The sequence below is a fragment of the Mesorhizobium sp. M0715 genome, from assembly GCF_040320355.1.
In the GTDB taxonomy this organism is placed as follows: Bacteria; Pseudomonadota; Alphaproteobacteria; order Rhizobiales; family Rhizobiaceae; genus Mesorhizobium.
The window spans coordinates 23,386-50,308 of sequence record NZ_JAMYPL010000007.1 but is presented as its reverse complement, the minus strand read 5'-3'; the positions used below and the strand labels follow the sequence as shown (position 1 = coordinate 50,308).

At 62.4% G+C, this 26,923-nt stretch carries 24 protein-coding genes; 15 read left to right on the top strand and 9 right to left on the bottom strand.

Annotated features, from left to right (window positions below; genetic code table 11):
* Nucleotides 1-23: 23 nt before the first annotated feature.
* Both NKI21_RS10705 and NKI21_RS10700 read right to left on the bottom strand, forming a co-directional pair.
* Nucleotides 24-494: a YaiI/YqxD family protein gene (locus NKI21_RS10705; RefSeq protein WP_352773287.1), complete on the bottom strand. Its 471-nt coding sequence runs from the start codon at nt 492-494 to the stop codon at nt 24-26.
* Nucleotides 495-561: 67 nt separating this feature from the next.
* The gene (locus NKI21_RS10700) at nt 562-1,689 is read right to left on the bottom strand and encodes an S-(hydroxymethyl)glutathione dehydrogenase/class III alcohol dehydrogenase (RefSeq protein WP_127270241.1); all 1,128 of its coding nucleotides are present in this window, start codon (nt 1,687-1,689) and stop codon (nt 562-564) included.
* 198 nt (nt 1,690-1,887) lie between these two features.
* Here NKI21_RS10700 and NKI21_RS10695 point away from each other — a divergent pair, with 198 nt between their 5' ends.
* The 3 genes from NKI21_RS10695 (at nt 1,888) to NKI21_RS10685 (ending at nt 8,406) form a co-directional block, all read left to right on the top strand.
* Nucleotides 1,888-3,900, top strand: a complete 2,013-nt coding sequence (locus NKI21_RS10695) for an acetyl-CoA carboxylase biotin carboxylase subunit (RefSeq protein WP_352773290.1) — start codon at nt 1,888-1,890, stop codon at nt 3,898-3,900.
* A 107-nt stretch (nt 3,901-4,007) separates the two neighbouring features.
* Nucleotides 4,008-7,535: a DNA polymerase III subunit alpha gene (dnaE, locus tag NKI21_RS10690; protein WP_352773293.1), complete on the top strand. Its 3,528-nt coding sequence runs from the start codon at nt 4,008-4,010 to the stop codon at nt 7,533-7,535.
* A 67-nt stretch (nt 7,536-7,602) separates the two neighbouring features.
* Nucleotides 7,603-8,406 carry a potassium channel family protein gene (locus tag NKI21_RS10685; RefSeq protein WP_352865524.1) on the top strand — a complete coding sequence of 268 codons (804 nt, stop codon included), beginning with the start codon at nt 7,603-7,605 and terminating at the stop codon, nt 8,404-8,406.
* Nucleotides 8,407-8,418: 12 nt separating this feature from the next.
* Here NKI21_RS10685 and NKI21_RS10680 read toward each other — a convergent pair whose 3' ends face one another.
* Nucleotides 8,419-9,300, bottom strand: a complete 882-nt coding sequence (locus tag NKI21_RS10680; RefSeq protein WP_352440261.1) for a DMT family transporter — start codon at nt 9,298-9,300, stop codon at nt 8,419-8,421.
* A gap of 197 nt (nt 9,301-9,497) precedes the next feature.
* Between NKI21_RS10680 and NKI21_RS10675 the strand changes: the two genes are divergently transcribed.
* Nucleotides 9,498-10,004 carry a hypothetical protein gene (locus NKI21_RS10675; RefSeq protein ID WP_352440262.1) on the top strand — a complete coding sequence of 169 codons (507 nt, stop codon included), beginning with the start codon at nt 9,498-9,500 and terminating at the stop codon, nt 10,002-10,004.
* Here NKI21_RS10675 and NKI21_RS10670 read toward each other — a convergent pair.
* The gene (locus tag NKI21_RS10670) at nt 10,001-11,329 is read right to left on the bottom strand and encodes a DNA polymerase IV (protein ID WP_352440263.1); all 1,329 of its coding nucleotides are present in this window, start codon (nt 11,327-11,329) and stop codon (nt 10,001-10,003) included. The genes NKI21_RS10675 and NKI21_RS10670 overlap by 4 nt on opposite strands.
* A gap of 65 nt (nt 11,330-11,394) precedes the next feature.
* On the opposite strand from NKI21_RS10670, the gene NKI21_RS10665 reads away from it, so the two are divergent.
* Nucleotides 11,395-11,970, top strand: a complete 576-nt coding sequence (locus tag NKI21_RS10665; protein WP_023810530.1) for a GNAT family N-acetyltransferase — start codon at nt 11,395-11,397, stop codon at nt 11,968-11,970.
* Nucleotides 11,971-12,077: 107 nt separating this feature from the next.
* Complete coding sequence (locus tag NKI21_RS10660) at nt 12,078-13,601, top strand: hypothetical protein (protein WP_352440264.1); 1,524 nt, start codon at nt 12,078-12,080, stop codon at nt 13,599-13,601.
* Between the two features lie 17 nt (nt 13,602-13,618).
* Here the strand turns inward: NKI21_RS10660 and NKI21_RS10655 are convergent, their stop codons facing one another.
* Entirely contained in the window at nt 13,619-14,272 is a 654-nt protein-coding gene (locus NKI21_RS10655) for a hypothetical protein (RefSeq protein ID WP_352720212.1), read from the bottom strand.
* Nucleotides 14,269-14,568: a DUF3572 domain-containing protein gene (locus NKI21_RS10650; protein ID WP_024503583.1), complete on the bottom strand. Its 300-nt coding sequence runs from the start codon at nt 14,566-14,568 to the stop codon at nt 14,269-14,271. The genes NKI21_RS10655 and NKI21_RS10650 overlap by 4 nt, the downstream gene beginning before the upstream one ends.
* 245 nt (nt 14,569-14,813) lie before the next feature.
* Between NKI21_RS10650 and NKI21_RS10645 the strand changes: the two genes are divergently transcribed.
* The 9 genes from NKI21_RS10645 to NKI21_RS10605 all read left to right on the top strand — a co-directional run bounded on the left by NKI21_RS10645 (nt 14,814) and on the right by NKI21_RS10605 (nt 24,971).
* Nucleotides 14,814-15,185 (top strand): response regulator, encoded by a 372-nt coding sequence (locus NKI21_RS10645; RefSeq protein WP_013531932.1) that lies wholly within the window; start codon nt 14,814-14,816, stop codon nt 15,183-15,185.
* Between the two features lie 33 nt (nt 15,186-15,218).
* Complete coding sequence (locus tag NKI21_RS10640; RefSeq protein ID WP_352759129.1) at nt 15,219-16,592, top strand: PleD family two-component system response regulator; 1,374 nt, start codon at nt 15,219-15,221, stop codon at nt 16,590-16,592.
* A 522-nt stretch (nt 16,593-17,114) separates the two neighbouring features.
* Entirely contained in the window at nt 17,115-18,587 is a 1,473-nt protein-coding gene (locus NKI21_RS10635) for an FAD-dependent monooxygenase (protein WP_352865518.1), read from the top strand.
* 136 nt (nt 18,588-18,723) lie between these two features.
* Complete coding sequence (locus tag NKI21_RS10630) at nt 18,724-19,458, top strand: FadR/GntR family transcriptional regulator (protein ID WP_127296146.1); 735 nt, start codon at nt 18,724-18,726, stop codon at nt 19,456-19,458.
* Nucleotides 19,455-20,642, top strand: a complete 1,188-nt coding sequence (locus NKI21_RS10625) for a PLP-dependent transferase (RefSeq protein WP_127296147.1) — start codon at nt 19,455-19,457, stop codon at nt 20,640-20,642. The genes NKI21_RS10630 and NKI21_RS10625 overlap by 4 nt, the downstream gene beginning before the upstream one ends.
* A gap of 29 nt (nt 20,643-20,671) precedes the next feature.
* The gene (locus NKI21_RS10620) at nt 20,672-21,949 is read left to right on the top strand and encodes an ABC transporter substrate-binding protein (RefSeq protein ID WP_352865514.1); all 1,278 of its coding nucleotides are present in this window, start codon (nt 20,672-20,674) and stop codon (nt 21,947-21,949) included.
* 178 nt (nt 21,950-22,127) lie between these two features.
* Nucleotides 22,128-23,051 (top strand): carbohydrate ABC transporter permease, encoded by a 924-nt coding sequence (locus NKI21_RS10615; protein ID WP_292177192.1) that lies wholly within the window; start codon nt 22,128-22,130, stop codon nt 23,049-23,051.
* Nucleotides 23,051-23,899 carry a carbohydrate ABC transporter permease gene (locus tag NKI21_RS10610; RefSeq protein ID WP_027036797.1) on the top strand — a complete coding sequence of 283 codons (849 nt, stop codon included), beginning with the start codon at nt 23,051-23,053 and terminating at the stop codon, nt 23,897-23,899. The genes NKI21_RS10615 and NKI21_RS10610 overlap by 1 nt, the downstream gene beginning before the upstream one ends.
* Nucleotides 23,900-23,903: 4 nt before the next feature.
* Nucleotides 23,904-24,971, top strand: a complete 1,068-nt coding sequence (locus tag NKI21_RS10605; protein ID WP_352865511.1) for an ABC transporter ATP-binding protein — start codon at nt 23,904-23,906, stop codon at nt 24,969-24,971.
* A 313-nt stretch (nt 24,972-25,284) separates the two neighbouring features.
* Here the strand turns inward: NKI21_RS10605 and NKI21_RS10600 are convergent, their stop codons facing one another.
* The 3 genes from NKI21_RS10600 to NKI21_RS10590 all read right to left on the bottom strand — a co-directional run bounded on the left by NKI21_RS10600 (nt 25,285) and on the right by NKI21_RS10590 (nt 26,869).
* Nucleotides 25,285-25,494: a hypothetical protein gene (locus tag NKI21_RS10600; protein WP_013531922.1), complete on the bottom strand. Its 210-nt coding sequence runs from the start codon at nt 25,492-25,494 to the stop codon at nt 25,285-25,287.
* A gap of 595 nt (nt 25,495-26,089) precedes the next feature.
* A complete protein-coding gene (gene rpmG, locus NKI21_RS10595; protein WP_006201775.1) occupies nt 26,090-26,257 on the bottom strand; it encodes a 50S ribosomal protein L33 in 168 nt (55 codons plus the stop codon).
* Between the two features lie 153 nt (nt 26,258-26,410).
* The gene (locus tag NKI21_RS10590; protein ID WP_023810542.1) at nt 26,411-26,869 is read right to left on the bottom strand and encodes a YqfO family protein; all 459 of its coding nucleotides are present in this window, start codon (nt 26,867-26,869) and stop codon (nt 26,411-26,413) included.
* Between the last annotated feature and the right edge of the window lie 54 nt (nt 26,870-26,923).

Genomic DNA, 26,923 nt, shown 5'->3' with positions numbered 1-26,923 from the left:
GGTGGTTCCAGCCCTGGATAGCATTAATCCGGTGTGGCCGATTTCACGGCCCGCCGCAAGATGCGGTCGAGCTCGCCAAGAAACCGCGACCGGTCCTGCGGGGCAAAGCTGGCATTGTAGCCCTTGCTTTCGCCTGTCTCGCGCAGATGCTGCTTCAGGTCGCGCATCGCCACCGCCATGCCGATCGTTTCCGGCGTGAAGGGGCGTCCGGTCGGCCCAAGCACATGGGCGCCGAGCGCCACCGCGCGGGCGGCCAGCGGAATGTCGGCGGTGATCACAATGTCGTTGGTGCGTGCATTGTCGACGATCCAGTCGTCGGCGGCATCAGCGCCCTTGGAGACCACGACATTGCGGACCATCGGATCGCGCGATGGCCGCAGGCCGCCATTGGAGACGAAGGTGACAACGACGCCATGCCGGTCGGCCACTTTTTCGACCTCGGCCTTGACCGGGCAGGCGTCTGCATCGACGAGAATGGCGGGGAGTTCGCTCATGTTTCTTTTCTCCTCCCATTGTGAACCACAGAGGTCGCGGCCTGTTGGTGACGGCCTGTGATCTTCCTCAGTAAACCACGACGCTTCTTATCGATTTGCCCTCATGCATGAGATCGAAACCCTTGTTGATGTCCTCGAGCTTCAGCGTGTGGGTGATCATCGGGTCGATCTGGATCTTGCCGTCCATGTACCAGTCGACGATCTTGGGCACATCGGTGCGGCCGCGCGCGCCGCCGAAGGCGGTTCCCATCCAGGTGCGGCCGGTGACCAGTTGGAACGGCCTTGTCGAAATCTCCTGGCCGGCACCGGCAACGCCGATGACGACCGACTTGCCCCAGCCGCGATGCGAGGCTTCCAGCGCCTGACGCATCACCTTGGTGCTGCCGGTGCAGTCGAATGTGTAGTCGGCGCCGCCGATCTGGTCGGCGCCACGCTTGGTCATGTTGACGAGGTGGGGCACGACATCGCCGTCGATCTCCTTCGGATTGACGAAATGCGTCATGCCGAACCGCTCGCCCCACTCCTTCTTGTCGTTGTTCAAATCGACGCCGATGATCATGTCGGCGCCGGCAAGTTTCAGGCCCTGGATGACATTGAGGCCGATGCCGCCGAGACCGAAGACGACCGCGGTGGCGCCGATCTCGACCTTGGCGGTGTTGATCACAGCACCGATGCCGGTGGTGACGCCGCAGCCGATGTAGCAGATCTTGTCGAAGGGCGCGTCGGGGTTGACCTTGGCCAGCGCGATCTCGGGCAGCACGGTGAAGTTGGAGAAAGTCGAGCAGCCCATATAGTGAAAGATCTTGTCCTTGCCGATCGAGAAGCGCGATGAACCGTCCGGCATCAGCCCCTGGCCCTGCGTGGCGCGGATGGCCGTGCACAGATTGGTCTTTCGCGACAGGCAAGAATGGCACTGGCGACATTCGGGCGTATAGAGCGGGATGACGTGGTCGCCCTTCTTGAGCGAGGTGACGCCCTTGCCGATATCGACGACGACGCCGGCGCCCTCATGGCCGAGGATGGCTGGAAACAGGCCTTCCGGATCGGCGCCAGACAGCGTGAATTCGTCGGTGTGGCAGATGCCGGTCGCCTTGATCTCGACCAGCACCTCGCCCTCGCGTGGGCCGTCGAGATCGACCTCCATGATCTCCAGCGGCTTTCCGGCGGCGACAGCGACAGCGGCGCGGGTTTTCATCAGGCGTCCTCCAATGCGGATTTTTTTTCAAGGTTTCAGGTTTTGCCGACACGATCAACTGGCAGCTCGCTCCCCGACTGGGCCACAGCGATGAATTGGAATCGCAAGTCGATTGAAAGGCAGTGAATTGCATGGTCGGCTTGACCCTGCAAGCACAGGCCATAAAAGGAACGGCCGACCCGAGGGATGACATTTCGCATGTTCACCAAGATCCTGATCGCCAATCGCGGCGAAATTGCCTGCCGCGTAATCAAGACGGCGCGCAAGATGGGCATTGCCACGGTTGCCGTCTATTCCGATGCCGATCGCGATGCCATGCATGTCGAGATGGCCGACGAGGCGGTGCATATCGGGCCTTCGCCAGCCGCGCTGAGCTATCTCGTCCCGGAAAAGATCATCGCCGCCTGCAAGGAAACGGGGGCTCAGGCCGTGCATCCCGGCTACGGGTTCCTGTCCGAGCGGGCGGCCTTCTGCGAAGCGCTGGAAGCGGAAGGCATCATTTTCATCGGCCCGAAGCCCAAAGCCATCAAGGCGATGGGCGACAAGATCGAATCGAAGAAGTTTGCCAACGCCGCCAAGGTTTCCACCGTGCCCGGCTGGCTCGGCGTCATCGAGAATGCCGACCATGCCGAAAAGATCGCCGGCGAAATCGGCTATCCCGTGATGATCAAGGCTTCGGCCGGCGGCGGCGGCAAGGGCATGCGCATCGCCTGGAGCGAGGCCGAAGTGCGCGACGGCTTCGACCGCGCGCGCTCGGAAGCCAAGAGCTCGTTCGGCGACGATCGTCTCTTCATCGAGAAATTCATCGTCGATCCGCGCCACATCGAAATCCAGGTGCTGGCCGACGCGCATGGCAACGCGCTCTATCTCGGCGAGCGCGAATGCTCGATCCAGCGACGCAATCAGAAGGTCGCCGAAGAGGCGCCATCGCCATTCCTGGACGCCGCGACACGCAAGGCCATGGGCGAGCAGTCGGTGGCGCTGGCCAAGGCCGTCGATTACCAGAGCGCCGGCACGGTCGAATTCATCGTCGACAAGGACAAGAACTTCTATTTCCTTGAAATGAATACACGATTGCAGGTCGAGCATCCGGTGACGGAGCTCGTCACCGGCATCGATCTGGTCGAGCAGATGATCCGCGTCGCCGCCGGCGAAGAGCTTGGCCTGAAGCAAAGCGACATCAAGCTGAACGGCTGGGCGGTGGAAAGCCGGCTCTATGCCGAAGACCCTTACCGCAACTTCCTGCCTTCGATCGGCCGACTGACGCGCTACCGGCCGCCTGAGGAAGGACAATTCGGCGATGTCGTCATCCGCAACGACACCGGCGTCACCGAAGGCTCCGAAATCTCGATGTTCTACGATCCGATGCTCGCCAAGCTGTGCACCTGGGCGCCGACGCGTCTGGAGGCCATCGATGCCATGTCGGAAGCGCTCGACAGCTTCGTCGTCGACGGTATCGAGCACAACATTCCGTTCCTGGCCGCCTTGATGCAGCATCCGCGTTGGCGGGAAGGGCGGATATCGACCGCTTTCATATCGGAGGAATATCCCGACGGCTTCGCGCCGGTCGTACCGAACGACGATGAGAAGGCCGTGCTGGCGTCGATCGCGACCGCGGTGGAACTGCTGCGCCGTGACCGGCTCGACCGGCTGGGCGGGCGGTTGGCGCCGCATTCGGGAGCTCTGAAGCGCGACTGGGTGGTAAAGATCGGCGATGACTATCTGTCGGCGTCGATCATCGAGGGCATGATTTCCATTCCGATGGAAATCGATCTGTCGATCGATGGCGGCAGGGCGTTGACGGTGGCATCAGACTGGCGGCCGGGCGACCTGGTCTGGCGCGGCACGGTCGGCAAGCGCAAGGTTACGGCTCAGGTCAGGCCGGTTGCCAACGGCTTTCGCATAGCCTGGAAAGGCATGTCGGTGACCGCGGGCGCCATGCTGCCGCGCACCGCCGAGCTGGAAAGGCTGATGCCCGAAAAGGTGGCGCCGGACACGTCGAACCTGCTGCTTTGCCCGATGCCTGGCCTTGTCGTGTCGATTGCCGTTGCCGAAGGCCAGGAGGTCAAGGCCGGCGAGACCTTGGCGGTGGTCGAAGCGATGAAGATGGAAAACGTGCTGCGTGCTGAACGCGACCTTGTCGTCTCCAAACTCAACGCCAAGCCAGGCGACAGCTTGGCCGTGGATGCGGTGATCATGGAGTTTGCGTAAGGCTGGCCGGGCAGGCAGCCTGTGATCAGCAGCGGTTTGTGCTGGACTGGCATCGCGCGGTCCCGGACAATACATCTCCATCGACTCAAGGACCTTCACACAGCACCATGGCCGACGAAAAACTTCCCCGCGATCCCCTGAAGCGCGAAGCAGCGATTGCTGCGGCGCGGCCGGAGGCCCCGGCGCGGCCCTTCGTCCATCTGCGCGTGCATTCGGCCTATTCGCTGCTGGAAGGCGCCTTGCAGATCGGCAAGGTGGTGGCTCACGCGGTCAAGGACGAAGCCCCGGCCATCGCCGTCACCGACACCAACAATCTGTTCGGCGCACTAGAATTCGCGCAGAAGGCGGTGAAGGACGGCATCCAGCCGATCATCGGCTGTCAGACGGCGCTCGCCTTTTCCGGCGAAAACAGCGATGGCCAGCGCGACCGCAGGCGGCAGGGCCCGGATATGCGGCCGGTGGTCCTGCTCGCCGCGACCGAAGCCGGCTATTCCAATCTGGTCAGGCTGGTTAGCCGCGTCTACCTCGAAACGCCGCCGGGCGAAGCCGTGCACCTGACCACCGAAATGATGGACGGCTATTGTGACGGATTGATCTGCCTCAGCGGTGGGCCGCGCGGACCGATCGGCACCGCGCTCAAGGAAGATCGCCGCGACCTGGCCGAAGCCCGGCTTTTGACCCTCAAGGAGATGTTCGGCGACCGGCTCTATGTCGAGTTGGACCGGGTTTCCGGTTATGACCGCGTGATCGAAAAATCCTCGATCGATCTGGCGTATGCCCATGAACTGCCCCTGGTCGCCACCAACGAGGCGTTCTTTTCCTCTCGTGACGACTATGACGCACATGACGCGCTGATCGCCATCGCCGAGGGATCGGTCGTCGCCGCCGACAATCGTCGCCGGCTGTCGCCGGACAATTTCCTGCGCAGCCAGGCCGATATGGCGCGGCTCTTTGCCGATCTGCCGGAGGCGATCGACAACACTGTCGAGATCGCGCTGCGCTGCTCCTACTATCCCAGGAATCGCAATCCGATCCTGCCGCGCTTCACCGGCGGCGATGTCGCCGACAATGACGCCGCGGTGCAGGCGGAAGCCGACGAACTGGCCCGCCAGGCGCATGAGGGGCTCGACGCGCGCCTCGCCATGCATGGCCCAACCGCCGGCTATACGGTCGAGCAATACCGCGAGCGGTTGAACTTCGAGCTTGGCATCATCACCAAGATGAAGTTTCCCGGCTACTTCCTGATCGTTGCCGACTTCATCAAATGGGCGAAGGCTCAGGGCATTCCGGTCGGGCCGGGCCGCGGTTCGGGCGCAGGCTCGCTGGTCGCCTATTCGACGACCATCACCGACATCGATCCGCTGCGCTTCTCGCTTCTGTTCGAGCGCTTCCTCAATCCCGATCGCGTGTCGATGCCCGACTTCGACATCGACTTCTGCCAGGATCGACGTGAGGAGGTCATCCGCTACGTCCAGCAGAAATACGGTCGCGACCAGGTCGGCCAGATCATCACCTTCGGTACGCTGCAGGCTCGCGCCGTGCTGCGCGACGTTGGCCGCGTCCTGCAGATGCCCTATGGCCAGGTCGACAAGCTGTCCAAGATGGTGCCGCAGAACCCGGCCAATCCGGTCAAGCTCGCCGACGCCATCGCCAACGAGCCGCGCTTTGCCGAAGAGGCCGAGAGGGAGCCGATCGTCCAGACGCTGCTCGACATGGCGCAGAAGCTGGAAGGCCTCTATCGCCACGCCTCGACCCATGCTGCCGGCATCGTCATCGGCGACCGGCCGCTGTCGGAACTGGTGCCGATGTACCGCGATCCGCGCTCGGACATGCCGGTCACCCAGTTCAACATGAAATATGTCGAGCAGGCCGGACTGGTGAAGTTCGACTTCCTCGGCCTGAAGACGCTGACCGTTCTGGAGACGGCGGTGAAGCTGATCCGCCGGCGCGGCATCGAGATCGACCTGGCGACGATCCCGCTCGACGATCCCGAGACCTACGCCATGCTGTCGCGCGGTGAAGTGGTCGGCGTGTTCCAGGTGGAAAGTGCCGGCATGCGCAAGGCGCTGATCGGCATGCGGCCCGACTGCATCGAGGACATCATCGCCCTGGTCGCGCTCTACCGACCGGGGCCGATGGAGAACATCCCGACCTACAACGCCCGCAAGCATGGCGAGGAGGAGATGGCGTCGATCCATCCCAAGATCGATCATCTGGTGAAAGAGACGCAAGGCGTCATCGTCTATCAGGAACAGGTGATGCAGATCGCGCAGGAGCTGTCCGGCTATTCGCTCGGCGAAGCCGATCTGCTGCGCCGCGCGATGGGCAAGAAGATCCGCGCCGAGATGGACAAGCAGCGCGAGCGCTTCGTCTCCGGCGCGGTCGAGCGTGGCGTTGGCAAGCCGCAAGCCGACTTCATTTTCGACCTGCTGGCCAAGTTCGCCGACTATGGTTTCAACAAATCGCACGCCGCCGCCTACGCGGTCGTCTCGTACCAGACCGCCTATCTCAAGGCGCATTATCCGGTCGAGTTCCTGGCGGCGTCGATGACGCTCGACATGGGCAACACCGACAAGCTCGCCGATTTCCGCCAGGACGCGCTGCGCCTCGGCATCGAGGTTCTGGCGCCGTCGGTGATATCGAGCTTCCGTCCCTTCGAGGTCGGTGAGAACCGCATCTACTATTCGTTGGCTGCGCTCAAAGGCGTCGGCGACGCGGCGGTCGAGCACATCGTTGCCCAGCGTGGCGAAAAGCCGTTCAAGAACCTCGCCGATTTCTGCGAGCGGGTAGATCCCAAGATCGTCGGCAAGCGCGTCTTCGAAAGCCTAATCATGGCCGGCGCGCTCGACTGCTTCGGCCACGATCGCGCGTCGATGATGGCGGGGGTGGAACGCATGATGGGGCTGGCTTCGCTGGCGCAGCAGAACGCCGTTTCCGGCCAGCATGACATTTTCGGCGCCTCCATCGGCGCCCAGTCGCAGGCGCTCAATCTGCCGGCGACAGAGCCATGGCTCGCCGCCGACCGGCTGCACCGTGAATTCCAGGTGGTCGGCTTCTATCTCTCGGCGCACCCGCTCGACGAGTACAAGGCGGCCCTGCAGAAGATGCGGGTGCAGACGTGGGCCGAGTTTTCGGCGGCCGTCAAGCGCGGCGCCGCCGCCGGCCGTCTTGCCGGCACGGTGACATCCAAGCAGGAGCGCAAGACGCGCACCGGCAACAAGATGGGCGTCATCGCCTTCTCCGATACGTCAGGCCAGTACGAAGCCGTGCTGTTTTCCGAAGGACTGGCGCAATATCGCGATCTGCTCGAGGCCGGCCGCTCCGTGGTCATCACCGTTGCCGCCGAGGACAGGCCGGAAGGCGTCAATCTGCGCATCAACTCAGTGCAGTCGCTGGAGGACGAGGCAAGCCGTATCCAGAAGGCACTTCGCATTTTCGTGCGCAACGCCTCGCCGATCAACACGCTGGCCGGCCAACTGACCGTCAGGGGCGAAGGCCAGGTCAGCTTCGTGCTGATCAAGGAAGAGGGCGAGGGGGAAATCGAGATCGAGCTGCCGAACCGCTACCGGATTTCGCCGCAGATCGCCTCGGCGATGCGCGCGGTGCCGGGCGTGGTCGAAGTGGAGTTGGTGTGACCCCCGCTCTTTCTCGCGCGCGGCAATCAGCCGGGCGGTCGCTGCCGCGAACGCCAGCGCAGTCAGCATGAAGCCGGCACAGAGGAACGGGTCGCAGACGGTTTCAACCTTGGCGCGGCTGCGTGACAGGCTGCGCAGGCTCTATCATGGGCGCACGCCGGCCGCTTTCCGGTTCCAACTGGTGGCCGTCGTCATCGACCTCGCCATCATCGCCTTCTTCATCGCGACGCCGGTTCTTCAGGACAAGCCGTCATTCCTCTGGCTCGACTATTCGGCGGCCGCGCTTGTCGCCGCGGACCTGGTCGCCCGGCTGCTTGCCTCCAAAAACATGCTGCGGCTGATGAAGCAGCCGACGTCGTGGGTCGATCTCTTCATCCTTTTGACGCTGCTGATGCCGACGGCGTTCGCCAATCTCGCCTTCCTGCGCATCCTGCGGCTGTGGTCGCTGTCGCGCAGCGGTTCGCTCTGGCGGCATCTGGAGATGCGCGGCCTGCGGCCGTGGCGCGAGGCCAGCCACGCGGTCATCAACCTCTTGACCTTCCTGTTTGTCATCACCGGCTTCGTCTACACGTTCTTCTTCCGCACTGGCGCCGGCCTGGAGAACTATATCGACGCGCTTTATTTCACCGTCGCCACGGTGACGACGACCGGCTTCGGCGACATCGTGCTGCCGGGCATGGCCGGCAAGCTGACGGCAATCGTCACCATGATCATCGGCATATCGCTGTTTGTCAGACTGGCTCAGGCGATCTTCCGGCCAGCCAAGGTTTTGTTTCCCTGTCCGCAGTGCGGCTTGCGGCGGCACGAGCCGGACGCCGTGCATTGCAAAGCCTGCGGCCATCTCCTCAACATACCCGACGAAGGGAACTGACGGCCGGCGGGACTACGACGCCGCCACTTCGGCCGGCTTCATTGGCCTGCGCTGAAGATTGAGCAGATTGCCCATCAGGATCAGCAGCGCGCCACCGGCGGTGAAGGCGTCGATCTGCTCGCTATAGAGCAGCCAGCCAATCAGCGCCGATAGCGGCACGCGCAGGAAATCCATCGGCGAGACGATGGTCGCGTCGGCATAGCCAAGCGCACGGGCCATGCAGAAATGCGACGACATGCCGGTGAAGGCGATCAGCACGATCCATGGCCACAACTCCAGTGGCGGGTTGCGCCACGTATAGAGCGCCGGGATGAGACCGACCATCGACTGGATAATCAGCATCCAGCAGATGATGCGCACGACGCCGTCCGTCCGGGTCAGCGATTTGATCGTGACCACCGAGATGCCGAAGCAGGCCGCGGCACCCAGCACGACGAGATGTCCAGGATCGATCGAGCCGACACCGGGGCGCACGATGATCACCACGCCGATCAGCCCCAGCCCGATCGCTGCCAGCTTGGGCCGGTTGAGCCTTTCGCCAAGAAAAATCACCGCCAGGATAGCTGTCCAGATCGGCGTGGTGAATTCGATCGAGATCAGCACGGCCAGCGGGATCAAAGTGAGGGCGTAGAGCCAGGCCGCCTGGCCCGTGTAGTGGATGACGTTGCGGGCGACGTGGGCAATGGGGCGCCGCGTGCGCATGGCTTGAAAGCCGCCACTCGTCATCACCAGCGGCAGAAGGATGAAGAAGCCGATCACAGAGCGCAACTCCAGCACCTGGAAGACGTTGAGCTCCGCTGTCGTGGCTCGGCCGGCGACCGTCATCCCAAGGAAGGAAGCGATCGACAGCGCCATCCAGAACGCGGCCTTGGGGATCGAGGGTGTGGGTGCCATTCGCGCTATGTCGCAGGCCAGGACTTCTGCCGCAATCGCTACGCAAGGCATTCTTCTGGGCCAGTCGCGACTGCCTGGATGTTGTAAAACAGTCATGTGGCGGGCGGAACCTGAAACGGCAAGTGGCGTTGAATCCCGATGGTCAGCCGTGCTGGCGGACCGTCCCGCCTTTTAGAAGATCGACAGGGAGAGCTTCGATGAGATCCTTCGCGCAATTCGCGCTTGCCGGCGGTTTACTGGTTGCGGCAGGGGCGGCACATGCCGACGAGACGCAATTTCTCCAGTCGTTCAAGGGCAATTTCGCCGGCAGGGGTATCGTCAAGGTCACCACCGATGCGCCGACCGTGAACGTGTCCTGCACGTTCAGCTCGAACGCGACATCGACCTCCCTGTCGCTCGACGGCAATTGCCGGGGGCTTGTCGTGGTCACGCGTGCCATCAGCGCGGATCTGAAGGCCAGCGGCGCCAAATACAGCGGCACCTATGTCGGCTCTCGCACGGGACCGGCACAGCTCAACGGCAGCCGTTCGGGCAACGCGATCAACCTGGGCATTCGCTGGGCCAAGGAGGTCAATGGCGACCGAAGGGCGCAGATGAAGGTCGAGAAACGCGGCGAGAACGGCATGCGGCTGACCGTCATCGACACCGACCCGAAAACCGGCAAGAGCGTGGTGACGAGCAGGATTGATCTGCAACGCACCTAATCCTCAAGCGGCTCCGGCGGATGGGCGTCGCGGCCCTTGCCGAATGTGTAGCCGGTTTCCACCGCCTTGCGGCCGAACTTGTCGCGCAGGGCATCGATGGCGCCTTCGGCCATGGCGCGCTTGCGCGATTGGATGTCGACCAGATCGGGCGGGTCGGCCTTGTCGTCGTCCGAAAGGTCGCTGACGCCGATGCCTAGCAGCCGATATTTCGTGCCGTCGGTTTCCTTGCGCAGAAGCTCCACCCCGGTCTGAAAGATGCGGTCGGCGAGCCGGGTCGGATCGCCGAGCTGGCGATTGCGCGTGCGCAGCTTGAAATCCTGGCTCTTCAGTTTCAGCACCACAGTGCGCCCGGCAATGCCTGACTTTTTCAGCCGTGCCGAGACCTTTTCCGAAAGACCCCTGAGAACCGCGACCAGTTCCTCCAGCGAAGCGATGTCGGTATCGAAGGTGGTTTCGGCCGATACGCTTTTGGCGTCCTGATCGGGATCGACGCGGCGGAGGTCCTCGCCGCGCGAAAGGTGGTAGAGCCGGTCGCCCATCGTGCCGTAGCGGCGCATCAGGTCGCCGCGATCCATCTGCTGCAACTGGCCGATAGTGCGGATGCCGTCACGCTCCAGGGCGGCGTTGAATGCCTTTCCGACACCCCAGATCATGGTCACCGGCTGCGCCGCCAGGAAGCCGACTGCCTCGGCCTCGCCGATGACCGAGAAACCGCGCGGCTTGCGAAAATCAGACGCAATCTTGGCAAGGAACTTGCAATAGGACAGGCCGGCCGAAACGGTGATGCCGATCTCCTTCTCGACGGCCTGCGCGAAGCGCGCCAGCACCACAGCAGGCGGCAGGCCGTGCAGTCGTTCGGTGCCGGCGAGGTCGAGAAACGCCTCGTCGATCGACAGCGGCTCGACCAGCGGTGTCAGCGCTTGCATCATGGCGCGCACTTCGCGGCCGACGCGCACGTATTTTTCCATGTTGGGGCTGATGACGACCGCCTCCGGGCAGGCTTCGAGCGCCTTGAACATCGGCATGGCCGAGCGGACGCCCTGGATGCGGGCGATGTAACAGGCGGTGGAGACGACGCCGCGCTTGCCGCCGCCGATGATCAGCGGCTTGTCCTTGAGCGCCGGATTGTCGCGCTTTTCGATCGCCGCATAGAAGGCGTCGCAATCGATATGGGCCAGATGCAGCCGGTAAAGCTCGGGATGACGCACAAGCCGGGGGCTGCCGCAGCGCTCGCAGCGGCGCGTCGGGCTGCGCTGAAACATCAGGCAGTCGCGGCAAAAACCGTGATCGGGATTGTTGACAGGGGCCGCCATCGCTGCGAACATAAAGAGAACAGAAGCAATGGTACGACAGTGCAAGGCCAGCGACAAGGCTGGCCTGGGGAGAACGCATGAGCACGACCATAGCGCCGCTTGCGCCCGAGCTTTGGGCTGAATTCGAGGACCTCTTCGGCAAGCAAGGCGCCTGCTACGGCTGCTGGTGCACGCATTTCCGGCTGGCGCCGGCGATGCGCCGCGAGAGCAGCCGGGAACGCAACAAGGACCACATCAAGGCGCGTATCGAAGCCGGCCCGCCGCCCGGACTGCTGGCATTCGAGGATGGCCAGGCGGTTGGCTGGATGCAGATCGGACCGCGCGCCGACGTGCCCGAATGGAACAATCAGGGCAGGGGGTCGGCACCGGTCGATCCTGCCGACGCGGGGGATGCGGCCGTTTGGGCGATCTCCTGCTTCTTCATCCGCGCCAAGGCGCGCGGCAGGGGCATCACGCATCGCCTCGTCGAAGGCGGCATAGGTTTCGCCCGCCAGAATGGGGCCCGGCTGCTCGAGGCGTGCCCGATGGACCTGTCTCGCGATTCGCGCTCGATCGGCCTGTTCGTCGGTTCGTCACGGGTCTTCGAGAAGGCGGGTTTCGAGCGGCTGGTGGAACGCAAGGCCGGTCGCCCGCTGATGCGGCTGGTGCTTTGATCGAGATGGTCTGCCCGGGTGCCGTTGTCGATCTCACCTTGCGGTTGCAGCGGTAATTTCATACCAGACGGACAAAGTCTTTCTTCTAGGTCAAACGGAGAATTCGCGTGAACCGTGCCCTGCCATTCGTGTTCCTTCTTGCGTTGAGTGCCCCTGCTTTCAGCCAGACCGCCGACAGTCAGGGTGCGAAGCAATTGTCCGACGACTTGTCCCGCTATGTCGGCAAGCAGGCCATCGACAAAGGCATTTTGAAGGTTTCGCTCGAAGGTGGCGCCTACAAGATCGTGTTCGATTTCAAGGCACTTGCCGCATCATTTCCGGACCAGAAACTGCTGAAGTTCGACTTCGCGCCCTATGCCTTGATGGTCAAGCCGCGCAGCGACGGGTCCTGGGATGTCTCCATGGATTTCTCCCAAACCGCCTCCTTCGAGTTCAACGGACCCGAGGGGCTGCAAAGCACTCAGTTTTCGATCAAGGACGGCAAGGGCTCGGGCGTCTACGATCCAAATCTGGCGGCCTTCACCAGCGGCACCAGCTCGATGGCCGGCATGACGATGGCATCGAAGGATGCCAAGCAGCACATGGAAGCCAGCACGGGCGCCGGCATCGCGACCGTTGCCGCGACCAAGTCGGCGACCGGGGGCGTCGATTTCACAACCTCGCAGAAGGTGTCGAGTTTTGTCGAAGCGATCAATTTCGATGACCCCGAGAGCGGGCTGAAATTCCCGGTCACCGTCAGGTCGCCTGAACTGTCGGTCGAAGCCAGCGGCAAGGGCGTGCGGACCAAGCCATTGCTCGATCTCCTGGCATTTGCGGTGGCCAACGAGGACGAGGCGACGCTGAAGGACAACCAGGCGCAGCTCAAATCGCTTCTGCTCGCCGCCTTGCCGCTTTGGCAGCGTATCGACGGGACCTACGGTTTCAAGGATTTTGCGGTGGAAAGCCCGGTCGGCAATTTCGGCGCCACCCAGCTCAGCACCGTGTTCGGCACCGATGGCGTCGCCCAGAACGGCACGATCACGTACGGCATCAAGGCATCGGGGCTGACCGTGCCGACCCAGCTTCTGCCGAGCTGGAGCGTGGGGTTGTTGCCCACCGATGTCGATTTGAACTTTGGCGGCGCCAATATCGATCTCGACAGCATGGCGAAGAAGGCGATCGAAGCCTTTGATCTCAATAAGAATCCACCGCTGTCGGCCGAATTCGGCGAGCAGCTTAAAGTCGACTTCATGGCCAAAATGCCGAAGGTCGTGCTTGGCCACAGCACCGTGAAGAACAAGGACACGGAGATCGCGCTGGAAGGCGAGATGACATTCCTAGGCGAAAAGCCCGAAGGAAGCGTAACCGTCGATGTCGCCGGCTTCGACAAGCTTGTCGAAGGCCTGCAGGAAGCGGCAAAGTCGGAACCGGAGGTTGGCCAATACGTGCCAGTCGCTCTCATGGCGAAGGGCTTTGGCAAGACGCTGCCCGATGGCCGGCTGGAATGGATCGTCAATGCCAAGGCCGATGGCTCGGTCACCGTCAATGGCGTCATGCTGAAGCCCGCCGATCCGGCCGTGGACGACAGCGTGGATGATGGTGACGGCGCCGATGACAGCGGAGACGACAGCGGCGGCGCAGGTGCGAACTGAACCCCTGAAGCTGGAGTTCAGAGCCCCAGCGCGCTTGCGATCTTGGGCGCTGCCTCGTGCCAGTCCTGGACGACGACCACATCGTCCGTCACCGGCGGCAGGAATGCGCGCAGCGAATTGTCGGCCATCAGGTGGAACAGTTCGGCGTCGGCGACCGATTCCCGTACCGACGCCAGATTGTGCGGCTGATCGTCGACGAAAACCACCGGTCGGCCGGCCCTGCCGCGAAGCTTGGCCACTGCCGGTCCTTTGGCCATTTCAGTGGTCAGAAGCGGGTAGCTCAGCCCAAGCGCGTCGAGATGGACGCGACGCACGGCACGGTGCTTGTGCGGCATGGCCGTCAGCAAGATGATTTCCGCGCGGTCGCCAAACCCTGCCAGGGCTTCTGCAGCGCCGTCAGTAATGTTTTGCCAATCGGCTTGCGCGTCAAAGAAATCGGCCAGCAGTGCCGTGACTTCGGGCTGTTCGATCAGGCGGCCGCTAGCGGTCTCTGCTATGTTGCCGGTCAGCCGAAACGAGGCCAGCGTCAAGCCATAGCCGCGCGCCTTGAGGAAATTCGGAAACGGTCGGATGAATTCGAGCACGACGTCATCGACGTCGAGCACCAGCAGCGGTCGGTCGTCGGCTGCCAGTTCTTCAATCTGGCGCGCGGTTTCCGGATCATCGCTCATATGGAATGCTCGTGGTTGTCGTCGCCCAGCGGCAGCGACCGCAAGGCCTTGCCGACAGCCGCCGGCGGGGTGCCGGTTTCCTCGGCAAAGCGCATCAGAGTCGGCTCGTGGGCGAGGATGAATTGCAGGACACCGGCCAGAAAACCCGGCTCGCTGGCGGCTTTGCGGATCGAATGGACCTCTATGCCGGTGATCGCCAGAAAGCGCGGCAGCAGCTCCGGATCGGAGGCGACGAAGCCCAGGGCCTTCACGGCAATCGATTCCGCTTCTTCGCGCATTGACGCTGCGTTTGCCATCACTACCTTCGGTGTGTGGAATGAGTCTCTCCCGCAGTAATGGCAAGAGTTGCTTGCGGCAAGCCATTAGAGCGTGGCGCGCCCTTTGGACGCGCAGGGACGAGGTGGAATTCGCGCTGTTTTCCAGCCGCGGATTTCCGTTTCGTCAATCATATTGCCGTAAAGTGAAGCAGGGTTTGGTGCGTTCAGACATGGGCGCATGACGGTCGCCTTCGAAGCGGAAGGGCAGCCGGGACGGGAAATCGATGCCGAAGAAGGTTATGATCGTCGAGGACAATGAGCTCAATATGAAGCTCTTTCGGGACCTCATCGAGGCAAGCGGTTACGAGACCGTGCGCACCCGCAACGGTCTGGAAGCGCTCGATCTGGCGCGCCAGCACCGGCCGGATCTGATCCTGATGGATATCCAATTGCCTGAAGTGTCGGGGCTTGAAGTGACCAAATGGCTGAAGGAAGACGACGAGCTGCACGTCATCCCGGTCATTGCGGTGACCGCCTTCGCCATGAAGGGTGACGAGGAACGTATCCGCCAGGGCGGCTGCGAGGCTTATATTTCGAAGCCGATCTCGGTGCCGCGTTTCATCGAAACCATCAAATCCTATCTGGGCGATGCGTGATGTGCCCTTTCAGCCGAGCCGGAGCCTTGTGAAATGACTGCGCGGATCCTCGTCGTCGACGACATCCCTGCCAATGTGCGGCTGCTGGAAGTCCGGCTGCTGGCCGAATATTTCGAAGTGCTGACCGCCACCAACGGGCCGGATGCGATCGAGACCTGCGAGAACGGCAAGGTCGATGTCGTGCTGCTCGACGTGATGATGCCGGACATGGACGGCTTCGAGGTCTGTCGGCGGCTGAAGAGCGATCCGGCGACATCGCACATTCCGGTGGTGATGATCACCGCGCTCGACCAGGTTTCCGACCGCGTCCGCGGGCTCGAGGCCGGCGCCGACGACTTCCTGACCAAGCCGGTCAACGACCTGCAGCTTATGACGCGCGTCAAGAGCCTGGTTCGCCTGAAGTCGCTGACCGACGAGTTGCGGCTGCGCGCCTCGACGACGCGCAACATCGGCATCGAGGAGTTGCTCAGCCGCAATTTCGCATCCGAGGAGACGACGCCCAAAGTGCTTTTGATCGACGAACGCAAATCATCCGTCGAGCGCATTCAGAAGATGCTGCGCGACCGCGCCGATCTCGATATCTCCAGCGATCCGCATGCCGGTTTCTTCCAGGCCGCCGAGACGTCCTATGAATGCGTGATGATCTCGACCGCGTTCGCCGATTTCGATCCGCTGAGGCTCTGTTCGCAGTTGCGCTCGCTCGATCGCACCCGTTTCGTGCCGATCATCCTGCTGGCGGAGGAGGGCGAGGAGGAACGCATCATCCGCGGCCTCGAACTCGGCATCAATGATTATCTGATGCGGCCGATCGACCAGCAGGAGTTGACGGCGCGGCTGCGCACCCAGGTGCGCCGCAAGCGCTACAACGACCAGCTGCGCGCCAGCGTCACCCAGACCATCGAAATGGCGGTGACCGACGGCCTGACGGGGCTGCACAACCGCCGCTATCTAGACAGCCATCTGCAGACGCTGTTCGATCGCGCGGTGGCGCGGCGCCGGCCGCTGTCGGTGATGATCACCGACCTCGACCGCTTCAAGGCGATCAACGACGCGCACGGTCATGACGGCGGCGACGAGGTTCTGCGGGAATTCGCACGACGGCTGCGCAAGAATGTCAGGGGTATCGACCTTGCCTGCCGTTTTGGCGGGGAGGAGTTCGTCGTGGTGATGCCGGACACCGAGGGCGCGGTGGCCGAGAAGGTAGCCGAGCGCATTCGCGCCGAAATCGCCCAGGCGGCTTTCGCCATCGGGCAGGACGGCAAGGCGATCGAAGTCACGGTCAGCGTCGGCGTGTCGTCGGTGCTGAAGGGGGTGGACACGGTGGCGGCGCTGATGAAGCGTGCCGATCTCGCGCTCTACGAAGCCAAAAGCGGCGGCCGAAATCGCGTCGTCGCCAAGGCGGCGTAGCGATCCAGCCCCGATTATCCTGTCAACCCGACAGGGTTACCCGTTTACCTTAATCCAAGCGATTCGCGAGCCTTGGTTAAGAAACTGTTGATTTTCATAAACTCTTGCGCAACTGTGCAGGCCAAGACGAAGCCGGCACGAGGATAGAAAGCCGGCTCCGATCCTGGGAATACCCCATGATGCTCAGGTCCGCCGCATCTCCTGGGTCCGTGGGGTCGGCCGGCCGGCGCTGGCACATAGTGGCCTCCTCGTACCGCTGCCAAACGCCGACCGGCCCCCTTCTCTCCAAAACAACATTAGAACTCCGTGCCAAAGCACGGAGGAATCTGCGTTTTTGCATGTGAAATCGGAATACCCGTTTTAGCCGTTCCTACACAGTTTCGCTGTGAGAGCAGCCAACGATGAGGGGAAGAGCACCCCTTCCATTTCATACATATGGCGCGCAAGAGGCTTGCGGCAAGACCCGGCTCCTCCCGTAAAACCGCGACCCAAACCAAGGTGCGGAAAACGGGAGTTACGATAATGATTTCAGATCATGCGGTTGTGATCGCCGGGGGTGGTCCGACGGGATTGATGCTGGCGGGCGAACTGGCGTTGGCAGGCGTCGACGTTGCCATTGTCGAAAGGCGGCCGGATCAGAAGCTTGCCGGCCTGCGCGCGGGCGGCCTGCATGCGCGCACCCTTGAGGTGCTCGACCAGCGCGGAATTGCGGATCGGTTCCTCTCGGAGGGCCAAGTGAGCCCGGCCGTGGGTTTTCACATGATCCGCCTGGACATCAGCGACTTCCCAACCCGGCACAATTATCTGCTGGCACTGCGGCAAAACCACATCGAGCACATCCTGGCCGACTGGGTCGGCGAGTTGAAGGTACCGATCTATCGCGGACACGAGGTTACGAGGTTTACGCAGGACGACAGCGGCGTCGACGTCGAACTGTCCACCGGTCACCGCCTGAGGGCCGCATATCTGGTCGGCTGCGACGGAGGCCGCAGCACCATTCGCAAGGCGACCGGTATCGAGTTCGCCGGATGGGATCCGACGATGAGCTGGATGATTGCCGAGGTCGAAATGTCGGAAGAACCGGCATGGGGCTTCCGCAGCAACGCCTCCGGAATTCATGCCCTGGGCAAGATCGAGGACGGCAAGAAGGTTGGCGTCGTGCTGACGGAGCCATGCCTGGAGGCGCGCGGCGACCCGACCCTGCGCGAGCTCAGCGAGGCGCTGACTGCCATCTACGGCACCGACTTCGGGGTCCACAGCCCGACCTGGCTCTCCCGCTTCACCGACATGACGCGCCAGGCTGCCGCATATCGCGACAGGCGCGTGCTGCTGGCGGGTGATGCCGCGCACATTCATCCGCCGATGGGTGGGCAGGGCCTCAACATCGGCGTGCAGGATGCGGTGAATCTTGGATGGAAGCTGGCCCAAGTCATCAAGGGGATATCGCCGGAAAGCCTGCTCGACAGCTATCACGCCGAGCGTCATCCGGTTGCCGTCCGCGTGTTGCGCAATACGATGGCACAGGTCGCGCTTCGCCGCACGGATGACCGCAGCAAGGCCTTGGCCGACACCGTTGCCGAGTTTCTCGGCATGGATGAACCCCGCAAGAAAATCGCCGCGGAGATGTCTGGTTTGGGTGTCCATTACGACCTTGGCGAGGGGCATCCACTGCTTGGGCGGCGAATGCCCGATCTCGATCTGACCACCGCTGGCGGACCGTTGCGGGTCTTCACCTTGCTGCACGACGCGCAGCCAGTGTTGCTCAACTTCGGTGAGCCCGGCAGGCTGGACCTCGCGCCCTGGGCTGATCGGGTCCGCCAGATCGACGCCGGTTACGCCGGCATCTGGGACCTCCCGGTGCTCGGGAGGGTCGCCGCGCCCGGCGCCGTCTTGATCCGGCCCGATGGTTATGTGGCTTGGGCCGGGGCGGGAACCCAACAGGGGCTGGTGGACGCGCTGACCACCTGGTTCGGGTCGCCTGCTGCCTCAGATTAGATACTATCGAAGCGCGATCGCGCGACCGCCTTGAAAGTATTGCGTCGCTCCCTCCGACAGTGCTCCTGACAGTTGGTTGACAGGAGCTTCCTTTTGTGCAGAAATTGGTTGGACCATTGGACCACTTGGAGGAAATGTGGACCAGAACAGCCTGCCACCCATTCAGACCACGGCGCGCGACGACGCGGTGTTGAAGGCGTTGGTGGGATTTGTTCGCGCCGAAGCCCTGCAACCGGGCGAGCGGCTTCCAACCGAACGCATTCTGGCCGAGCGGCTGAAGGTCAGCCGCAACACCGTGCGCGAGGCACTGACGCGCTGGGAAGGGCTCGGCCTCGTCGAGAGGCGCCAGGGCAGCGGCACCTATCTCAAGGCGGCTGTTTCACACGATATGCTGCACATGCCGCTGACGCTGGCGGGCGGCAATGATTTCACCAGCCTGATGCAGACGATGGAGATCCGCCGCGCACTGGAGGCGGAGGCCGCAGCTCTTTGCGCCGAACGCGCCAGCCAGGCAGATATCGCCGAAATCGCACGCAAGCTCGACATCATGGAGCAGGCGTTCCGCACACGCGACGGCATGTCGTCGGAAGAGGATTGGGAGTTCCACCAGGCGATCTACCGGGCCTCGGGTAATCCGCTGTTCGAGCAGATCATCGCCGCCATGTACGAGTTGTTCCACCGCTTCTGGGAGCATCCGCTCGGCGTGCGCGACTTCGGCCACGCCAGCTTTCCCTACCACCGCACCATCTACGAATGCATCGCCGCGCACGACCCGCAGGGGGCCCGCGCCGAGGCGCTCAAGCTGATCGCCACCGTCGAGGACGACCTCAAGCGCGGTGCCGCCAAACTCAAACTTTCGAGCCAGACATGAACGAGCATCCATCCGGTTTCGATCACGACTATCTCGCCGAGGCGGCGACACTCTTGGCGCATGACGAACCGTTTCCCGGCGGTGCGGTGGTGCCGCCGATCTACCAGACCTCGCTGTTCACCTTCGCCAGCTATGCCGAGATGGCCGATACCTTTGCTGGCAAACGAAAGCAGCCGATCTATTCGCGCGGCGACAATCCGACGGTGATGGAGTTCGAGGCGCGCGTGGCAGCGCTTGAGGGCGCAGAAGCCGCGCGCGGCTTTTCCAGCGGCATGGCGGCGATCAGTGCCACGGTGCTTGCGTTCGTTGGGGCAGGCGAGCGCATCGTGGCGGTGCGCAATTGCTATGGCGATGCCTATCGGCTGTTCGAGCGGCTGTTGCCTCGGCTCAACATCAAGGTCGACTATGTCGACGGCTCCGACCCGGATGCGGTCGCGGCGGCACTTCCCGGCGCCAAGCTGCTCTACCTGGAAAGCCCGACCTCGATGATGTTCGAGCTGCAGGACATCGCGCATCTGACACGGCTGGCCAAGGAACAGGGCATCGTCACCACCATCGACAATTCCTGGGCGACGCCGGTGTTCCAGAAGCCGATCGCGCATGGCGTCGACCTGGTGCTGCATTCGGCCTCGAAATACCTTGGCGGCCACAGCGACACCGTCGCTGGCGTCGTCGCGGGTTCGGCCGCTCATATCAAGCACATCAACGAGCAGACCTATTCCTATCTCGGCGGCAAGCTGTCGCCATTCGAAGCCTGGCTGTTGCTGCGCGGCTTGCGCACGCTGCCGCTGCGCCTGCCGCACCACATGAAGAGCGGCCTGACCATCGCCGAACGGCTGAAGGCGCATGCCAATGTCGAGCGCGTCAACCATCCTGTCTATTCGAACCATCCGGGCAAGGCGACACTGGCCGGCTATGCCGGTCTGTTCTCCTTCGAGGTGACGGACGAGATCGACATCCCCGTCTTCGTCGATGCGATGAAATATTTCCGCATCGGCGTCAGCTGGGGCGGGCATGAAAGCCTGGTCGTGCCGGCCAAGGCGTCGCTGGAGCAGACGCCTGGCCTGAATTCGATGGCGCGCTTCGGCGTCAGCCCCCGAACCATCCGCTTCAATGTCGGATTGGAGAGTGTCGAAGACCTGTGGGCGGATGTCGCCCAAGCCTTCGAAAAAGCCAGAAAATAACAAGCGGGTTCAAAATGGGAGTCTTGAACATGAAAAAACTGACCGTCATGCTTGCCACCGTTGCGGGACTGGCGATTTCCGCCGGAAATGCCGTGGCCGATTCGACCCTGAAAATGGTCGAAGTCATCACCAGCCCGCCACGCACCGAGTTCCTGAAAAAGCAGATCGCCGAGTTCGAAACAGCCAATCCGGGCATCAAGGTCGAGCTGATCTCGCTGCCCTGGGGCCAGGCGTTCGAGAAATTCCTGACAATGGTGCAGGCCGGCGATACGCCCGACATCGTCGAAATGCCGGAACGCTGGATGGGCCTCTATGCCAACAATGCCCAGCTCGAGGATCTCGGCCCCTATATGGCCAAATGGGATGACGCCAAGACGCTGGGCGACCGCGCCAAGCAGTTCGGCTCGACCGTCAACAACACCCAGTTCATGATCCCCTACGGCTACTATGTGAACGCGCTGTTCTGGAACAAGAAACTGTTCAAGGAGGCCGGCCTCGATGGCCCGCCGGCGACGATCGAAGATTTCATCGCCGATTCCAAGAAGATTTCTGCGCTCCCGGGGAAATACGGCTACTGCCTGCGCGGCGGGCCGGGCGCCTTCAACGGCATGCACATGTTCATGAACATCGCCGCCGGCAAGGGCGGCTACTTCAACGAGGACGGCACTTCGACGATCAACGACGAAGGCTCGGTCAAGGGCCTGCAGATGCTGGCCGACATGTACAAGGACGGACTGGCGCCGAAGGATGCGGTGAGTTGGGGTTTCAACGAAACGGTCACCGGCTTCTATTCCGGCACCTGTGCCATGCTCAACCAGGATCCGGACGCGCTGCTCGGCATCGCCGACAAGATGAGCGCCGACGATTTCGCCGTGGCGCCCTTGCCGGTCGGACCGAGCGGCAAATCCTATCCGACGCTGGGCTATGCCGGCTGGGCGATGTTTGCCAACTCGCAGCACAAGGACGACGCCTGGAAGCTGATGGCGACGCTGCTGTCGCCGAAGGACAATCTGGAATGGGCCAAGGAAGTCGGCGTTGTCCCGATCCATAACGGCGCCGACCAGGATCCCCATTTCAAGACCGAGCAGTTCAAGGGCTGGTTCACGGAGCTGAGCGACAGCTCCAAATATGAAATGGTGACCCCGCCGACGCATCTGGAGAACCTCGGCAATTTCGTCGACCAGGTGGCGATCAAGAACTTCCAGGAAGTGCTGCTCGGCCAGAAGACGGCCAAGGAGGTCGCCGATCAGTGGGCAGCGTTCCTGACCAAGGAACAGCAGGACTGGCTGGCGAAGAGCAAGAAGTAGCTCTTCTTTCCTTCTCCCCCGTTCACGGGCAGCAGGTGTCACGAAATGACGGATGAGGGCAGCACTAGCTTCTGCCAGGTTAGCGCTGCCCCTCATCTGTCTACGGCATCTTCTCCCAGTTTCACGGGGAGAAGGACGCTCTCCGCCAGCCGACGTTCCAGGAGTGACCCCTAAACCAATGACCTATGCCGTGTCCGAAATACGATCCGCCGGCCAGCCGCGCCGCAAGCGGTTATCCCACGCCGCAATCGAGCCATGGCTCTATCTCAGCCCGGCGATCATCCTGCTGGTCGTGGTGCTTCTGGTGCCGCTGGTCATCGGCATCAGCTACTCCTTCCGCAAATTCTCGGCGTTCAAGTCCGAATATGTCGGGCTTGGGCAGTATCAGGCGATGCTGTCGGATCAGGTGCTGGGGCAGGCGCTGGTCAACACGTTGTGGTGGACCGTCGCCAGTCTGTTTTTCCAGTTCTTCCTTGGCCTCGGCCTGGCGCTGCTGCTCGACAAGCCGTTTCGCGGCCGCAAGGCTGTACAAGCCCTGGTGTTCCTGCCCTGGGCGGTGCCGTCTTTCCTGTCGGGTCTGACCTGGGCCTGGCTGTTCAATCCGATCATCGGCCCTTTGCCGCACTGGCTGTTTGCACTGGGACTGAAGGCGGAGCCGACCAATGTGCTGTCCGATCCTTCGACTGCCATGTGGGGGCCGATCGTCGCCAACATCTGGTTCGGCATTCCGTTCTTCGCCATCACGCTCTTGGCGGCGCTGAAATCCATTCCGTCGGAACTGCATGAGGCAGCGGCCATCGACGGCGCTTCGCCTTGGCAGCGCTTCACCAAGGTGACGCTGCCGTTTCTGGCGCCGACCATCGCCATCACCGTGATGTTGCGCACCATCTGGATCGCCACCTTCGCCGACCTGATCTTCGTCATGACGGAGGGCGGGCCAGCCGGCTCGACCAACACGGTGCCGGTCTACATCTATGTCAGCGCCTTCAAATCGCTGGACAAGGGCTATGCCTCGGCGGTGGCGGTGCTGCTGCTCGTCCTGCTCATTGCTTATGCGATTGCGCTGATCGGTATCCGCCGCACCCTGGTGAGGCACGTCTGATGATCGCAGGACGCTCAACCTCGCAGCGCTTCTTCGGCGGCATCGGCCTCTACGCGGCAATCGCGGCCTACGTGCTCTTTGCCCTGTTCCCGATCTACTGGACGCTAAAAATCTCGGTCACGCCGGAGCGGCTTCTCTACTCCGAAGGCATCACCTTCTGGCCGTCGCACATGACGCTGCAGAATTTCGTCACCGTGCTCGAGGCCACCGATTTTCCGCGTTATTTCCTCAACAGCGTCATCGTCTCGGTATCGACGGCGGCACTGGTGACAATCATCGCCACGCTCGCCGGCTATGCAATGTCGCGCTTCACCTTTCGCGGCAAGGCGGCACTGGCGCTGATGTTGCTTTTGACCCAGACCTTTCCGCTGGTGATGGTCATTCCGCCGATCTACCGCGTGATGGGTCAGATCGGCCTGATCAACAGCCTGACCGGGCTGATCATCATCTACACCGCCTTCAACACGGCCTTTGCCACCTTCCTGATGCAGTCGTTCTTCGACGGCATCCCGAAGGATCTGGAAGAGGCCGCGATGATCGACGGCTGCACCCGCGCGCAGGCGATGCGCAAGGTGATCGTGCCGCTGACGCTGCCGGGCATGGGCGCCACCCTCGGCTTCGTCTTCACTGCAGCCTGGAGCGAGCTTTTGTTCGCGCTGATGCTGATTTCCAGCGACGATCAGAAGACCTTTGCCGTCGGCCTGCTCACCTTCATCGGCAAGTTCGCCGTCGATTGGGGACAGATGATGGCGGCGTCCATCTTGGCGCTGATCCCGGTCTGCATCTTCTTCGCCTTCCTGCAACGCTATCTGGTCACCGGCCTGACCGCCGGCGCCGTCAAAGGATAGATCTATGGCCTCTGTTACGCTCGAAAAGGTCCGCAAGGACTATGGCGCCGTCCGCGTCCTGCACGCGGTCGACCTTGAAATCGCCGATGGCGAGTTCGTCGTCCTGGTCGGTCCGTCAGGCTGCGGCAAGTCCACACTCTTGCGCATGATCGCCGGGCTGGAGGAAGCTTCCGGCGGCGAGATCCGCATCGGCGAGCGGCTGGTCAATGACGTGGCACCGAAGGACCGCGACATCGCCATGGTGTTCCAGTCCTATGCGCTCTATCCGCATATGGACGTGTCGAAGAACATGGGTTTCAGCCTGCTCTTGAAGAAGGCGCAGAAGACGACGATCGATGCCAGGGTGGACGGCGCCGCCAAGCGGCTCGGGCTCGACACCTTCCTGCAGCGCCTGCCGCGGCAATTGTCGGGCGGCCAGCGCCAGCGCGTCGCCATGGGCCGTGCCATCGTGCGGGATCCCAAGGTCTTCCTGTTCGACGAACCGCTGTCGAACCTCGACGCCAAGCTGCGCGTCCATATGCGCGCCGAGATCAAGGCGCTGCACCAGCAGCTGAAGACGACATCGGTTTATGTCACGCACGACCAGATCGAGGCGATGACCATGGCCGACCGGATCGTCGTCATGCATGACGGGCTGATCCAGCAGGTCGGCGCGCCGCTCGATCTCTATGATCGGCCGGCCAACATGTTCGTCGCCGGTTTCATCGGCTCACCCGGCATGAATTTCCTGCCGGCGACGGTTCGCAAGGGCGTTACCCCGCAGGCCGTGCTGACCGATGGCCAGGCGCTGAGGCTGCCGGAAGGCCTGCCGCTCAAGGATGGCGACGCAATCACCGTCGGTTTGCGGCCTGAGCATATCAAATTGGCGGACGACGGCGCGTTGAAGGGCGAGGTGGGGGTGGTCGAGCCGCTCGGGCTTTCGACGCAGTTCTACGTCAAGCTGGCCAGCCAGCAGCTTTGCGTCTTTGCCATGGGCCGTGCCGGCGTGAAGCCCGGCGACGAGGTACGGTTGGCGGCCGAACCACACCAGCTGCATCTATTCGATCCGAAGAGCGGTGAGCGCATCGGCTGAGGGGACTCAGCCAGGGCGGATGCGGGCAGCCGGATCAGGCCGCTATCGGGCGGGAATACACGGTAACGCTACATTTCAATTGGATAAAATAGCGGAACGTCCAAGAGACATTTCCGGAACCTAACAGGACCAGTCGGACCTTTGCGTGTAGGGCACAAGACCTTAGTCCCGCCGTCTTCTCAAAAAACGGAGGTTATTTCGCCACGAACTAGGCCGCCGTCGGAGCTAGTCAACACCGACGGCGGCACCTGCAATATGGGTGAGTGGGTTGTGTGCGGCTATGGTGTGATCGCGGAAGGGTGATTGTAAATCGCTAACCGCGAGGGCTTCTTTTAGACAGCGGCGAGCTGTCCAACGGGTTCTCAGCCGACTTGGCCGATCGCCGCTCCTTCAGCCACAGGGACTTCTTTCTCCTTGCCAGGTTCTCGTCTCGAACGCTGTCTTCGGCGGTCACTCCGCCATGCATCGCGGCAATCACGTAGTCGGCTCTGTTGGTTCGAAAGTCGCCTTTTTGTACGGACATCGTTTTCTCCCAGTGCGAGGCATTTCCCCCCTTTTTGCCTGACGCTGAAACTAACTGCCTATCCGTGGTGCAAGTCTACCAATCGGCGATTGTATTAAAACGATACACTCAGCAGGTATGGTGATGGCGCGATCGCACGAGAGGAGCCCATGCCGGCGGGGCTTCTTCATTGACCCGGTTGTGATCCTTGCGGGGGTGCCGCGGCGGGAGGGGCCGGAGCCTGCGGTGCGGGTTCCGTGGAAGGCGGGGCGGGGCTGTCAGGCTGAGGTGCAGGCTGTGCGGCCTCTTCCTCAGTCAGAACCTGGTCAGTCCTGGCCTTGATCTCATCGGCCGTCTGCTGGCTTATCAGCCCGTGGCTGACGGCGAAACCAGCAGCCAGAGCGACAAGGGCTGCAATGATTGCAGCTTTCAACTTCTTCGACATCCATAGGCGCCTTGTTCGTGACACCCAACCCACGGCCAAGGGTGCCGCAACCATGGCGAAGGGTCAATCCTTTGGCTGGAGTCTCTGCTCGGATGCAACGAAATCAATTGGCTACAAACGAAAAACGCCGCCCATTGGGCGGCGTTTCGGCATTGCAGCGGGAAACCCAGATTACTTGATCTTGGTTTCCTTGAATTCGACGTGCTTCTTGGCGACCGGGTCGTACTTGCGGAACGACAGCTTGTCGGTCTTGGTGCGGCTGTTCTTGCTGGTCACGTAGAAGAAACCGGTGTCGGCGGTCGACAGAAGCTTGATCTTGATGTTTGCGGCTTTAGCCATGATATCAGTCCGTTTGTTCGTGGGGTTTTGGCCGCTGGAGCACGGGGAAACACCCGGACGCGGGAAACTTAGCGCGACACATAAAGAACGCGCCCGGAAAGTCAAGCCCGGCAAGCCTCGTGCGATCCGCCTGAGCCTGCTGGTGAACGGAAATCATGCGGTTTCTGTCGCCGGTGCAGCAACCTTCTTCCAGTCTCCGGTCGTGTTCCACCAGCGATTCGGATTGGCGCGGTCGTCCAGCCCCTTGGAACGGCTGGCGAGAATCGGTTGAATGCGGATCACCGGTTCCTGATAGGAATGTGCTTGGAAAATCGCCTCGACGACACGAGCGGCCAGCGCCTGATCGTCCGGCAGTTCGAAGGAAACCTCGACCGTGCCGGGCCGCCGCCTCAATTCGGTTTCGGCGCCGGCGGCCGCACCGTCAAGCGGCCTATAGCGTTCGATGCCGTGCGCCGACTGATAGGCATTGCGGTCATACTTGCCCATGGCCAGCGGCGCAATCGCCACCACGGCATCCATGATGCGGTCGACGTCGGCGGCCGGAGCCTGGAACGTTACGAGCAGAAGCAGTGTCATTCGTAGCGATGTGGTTTCAAAGCCGCTGTCGATCATGGAAATGTCCTCGAGTGTTTTGGGACACCTTTTTAGCCCTGTGCTCCTGACACG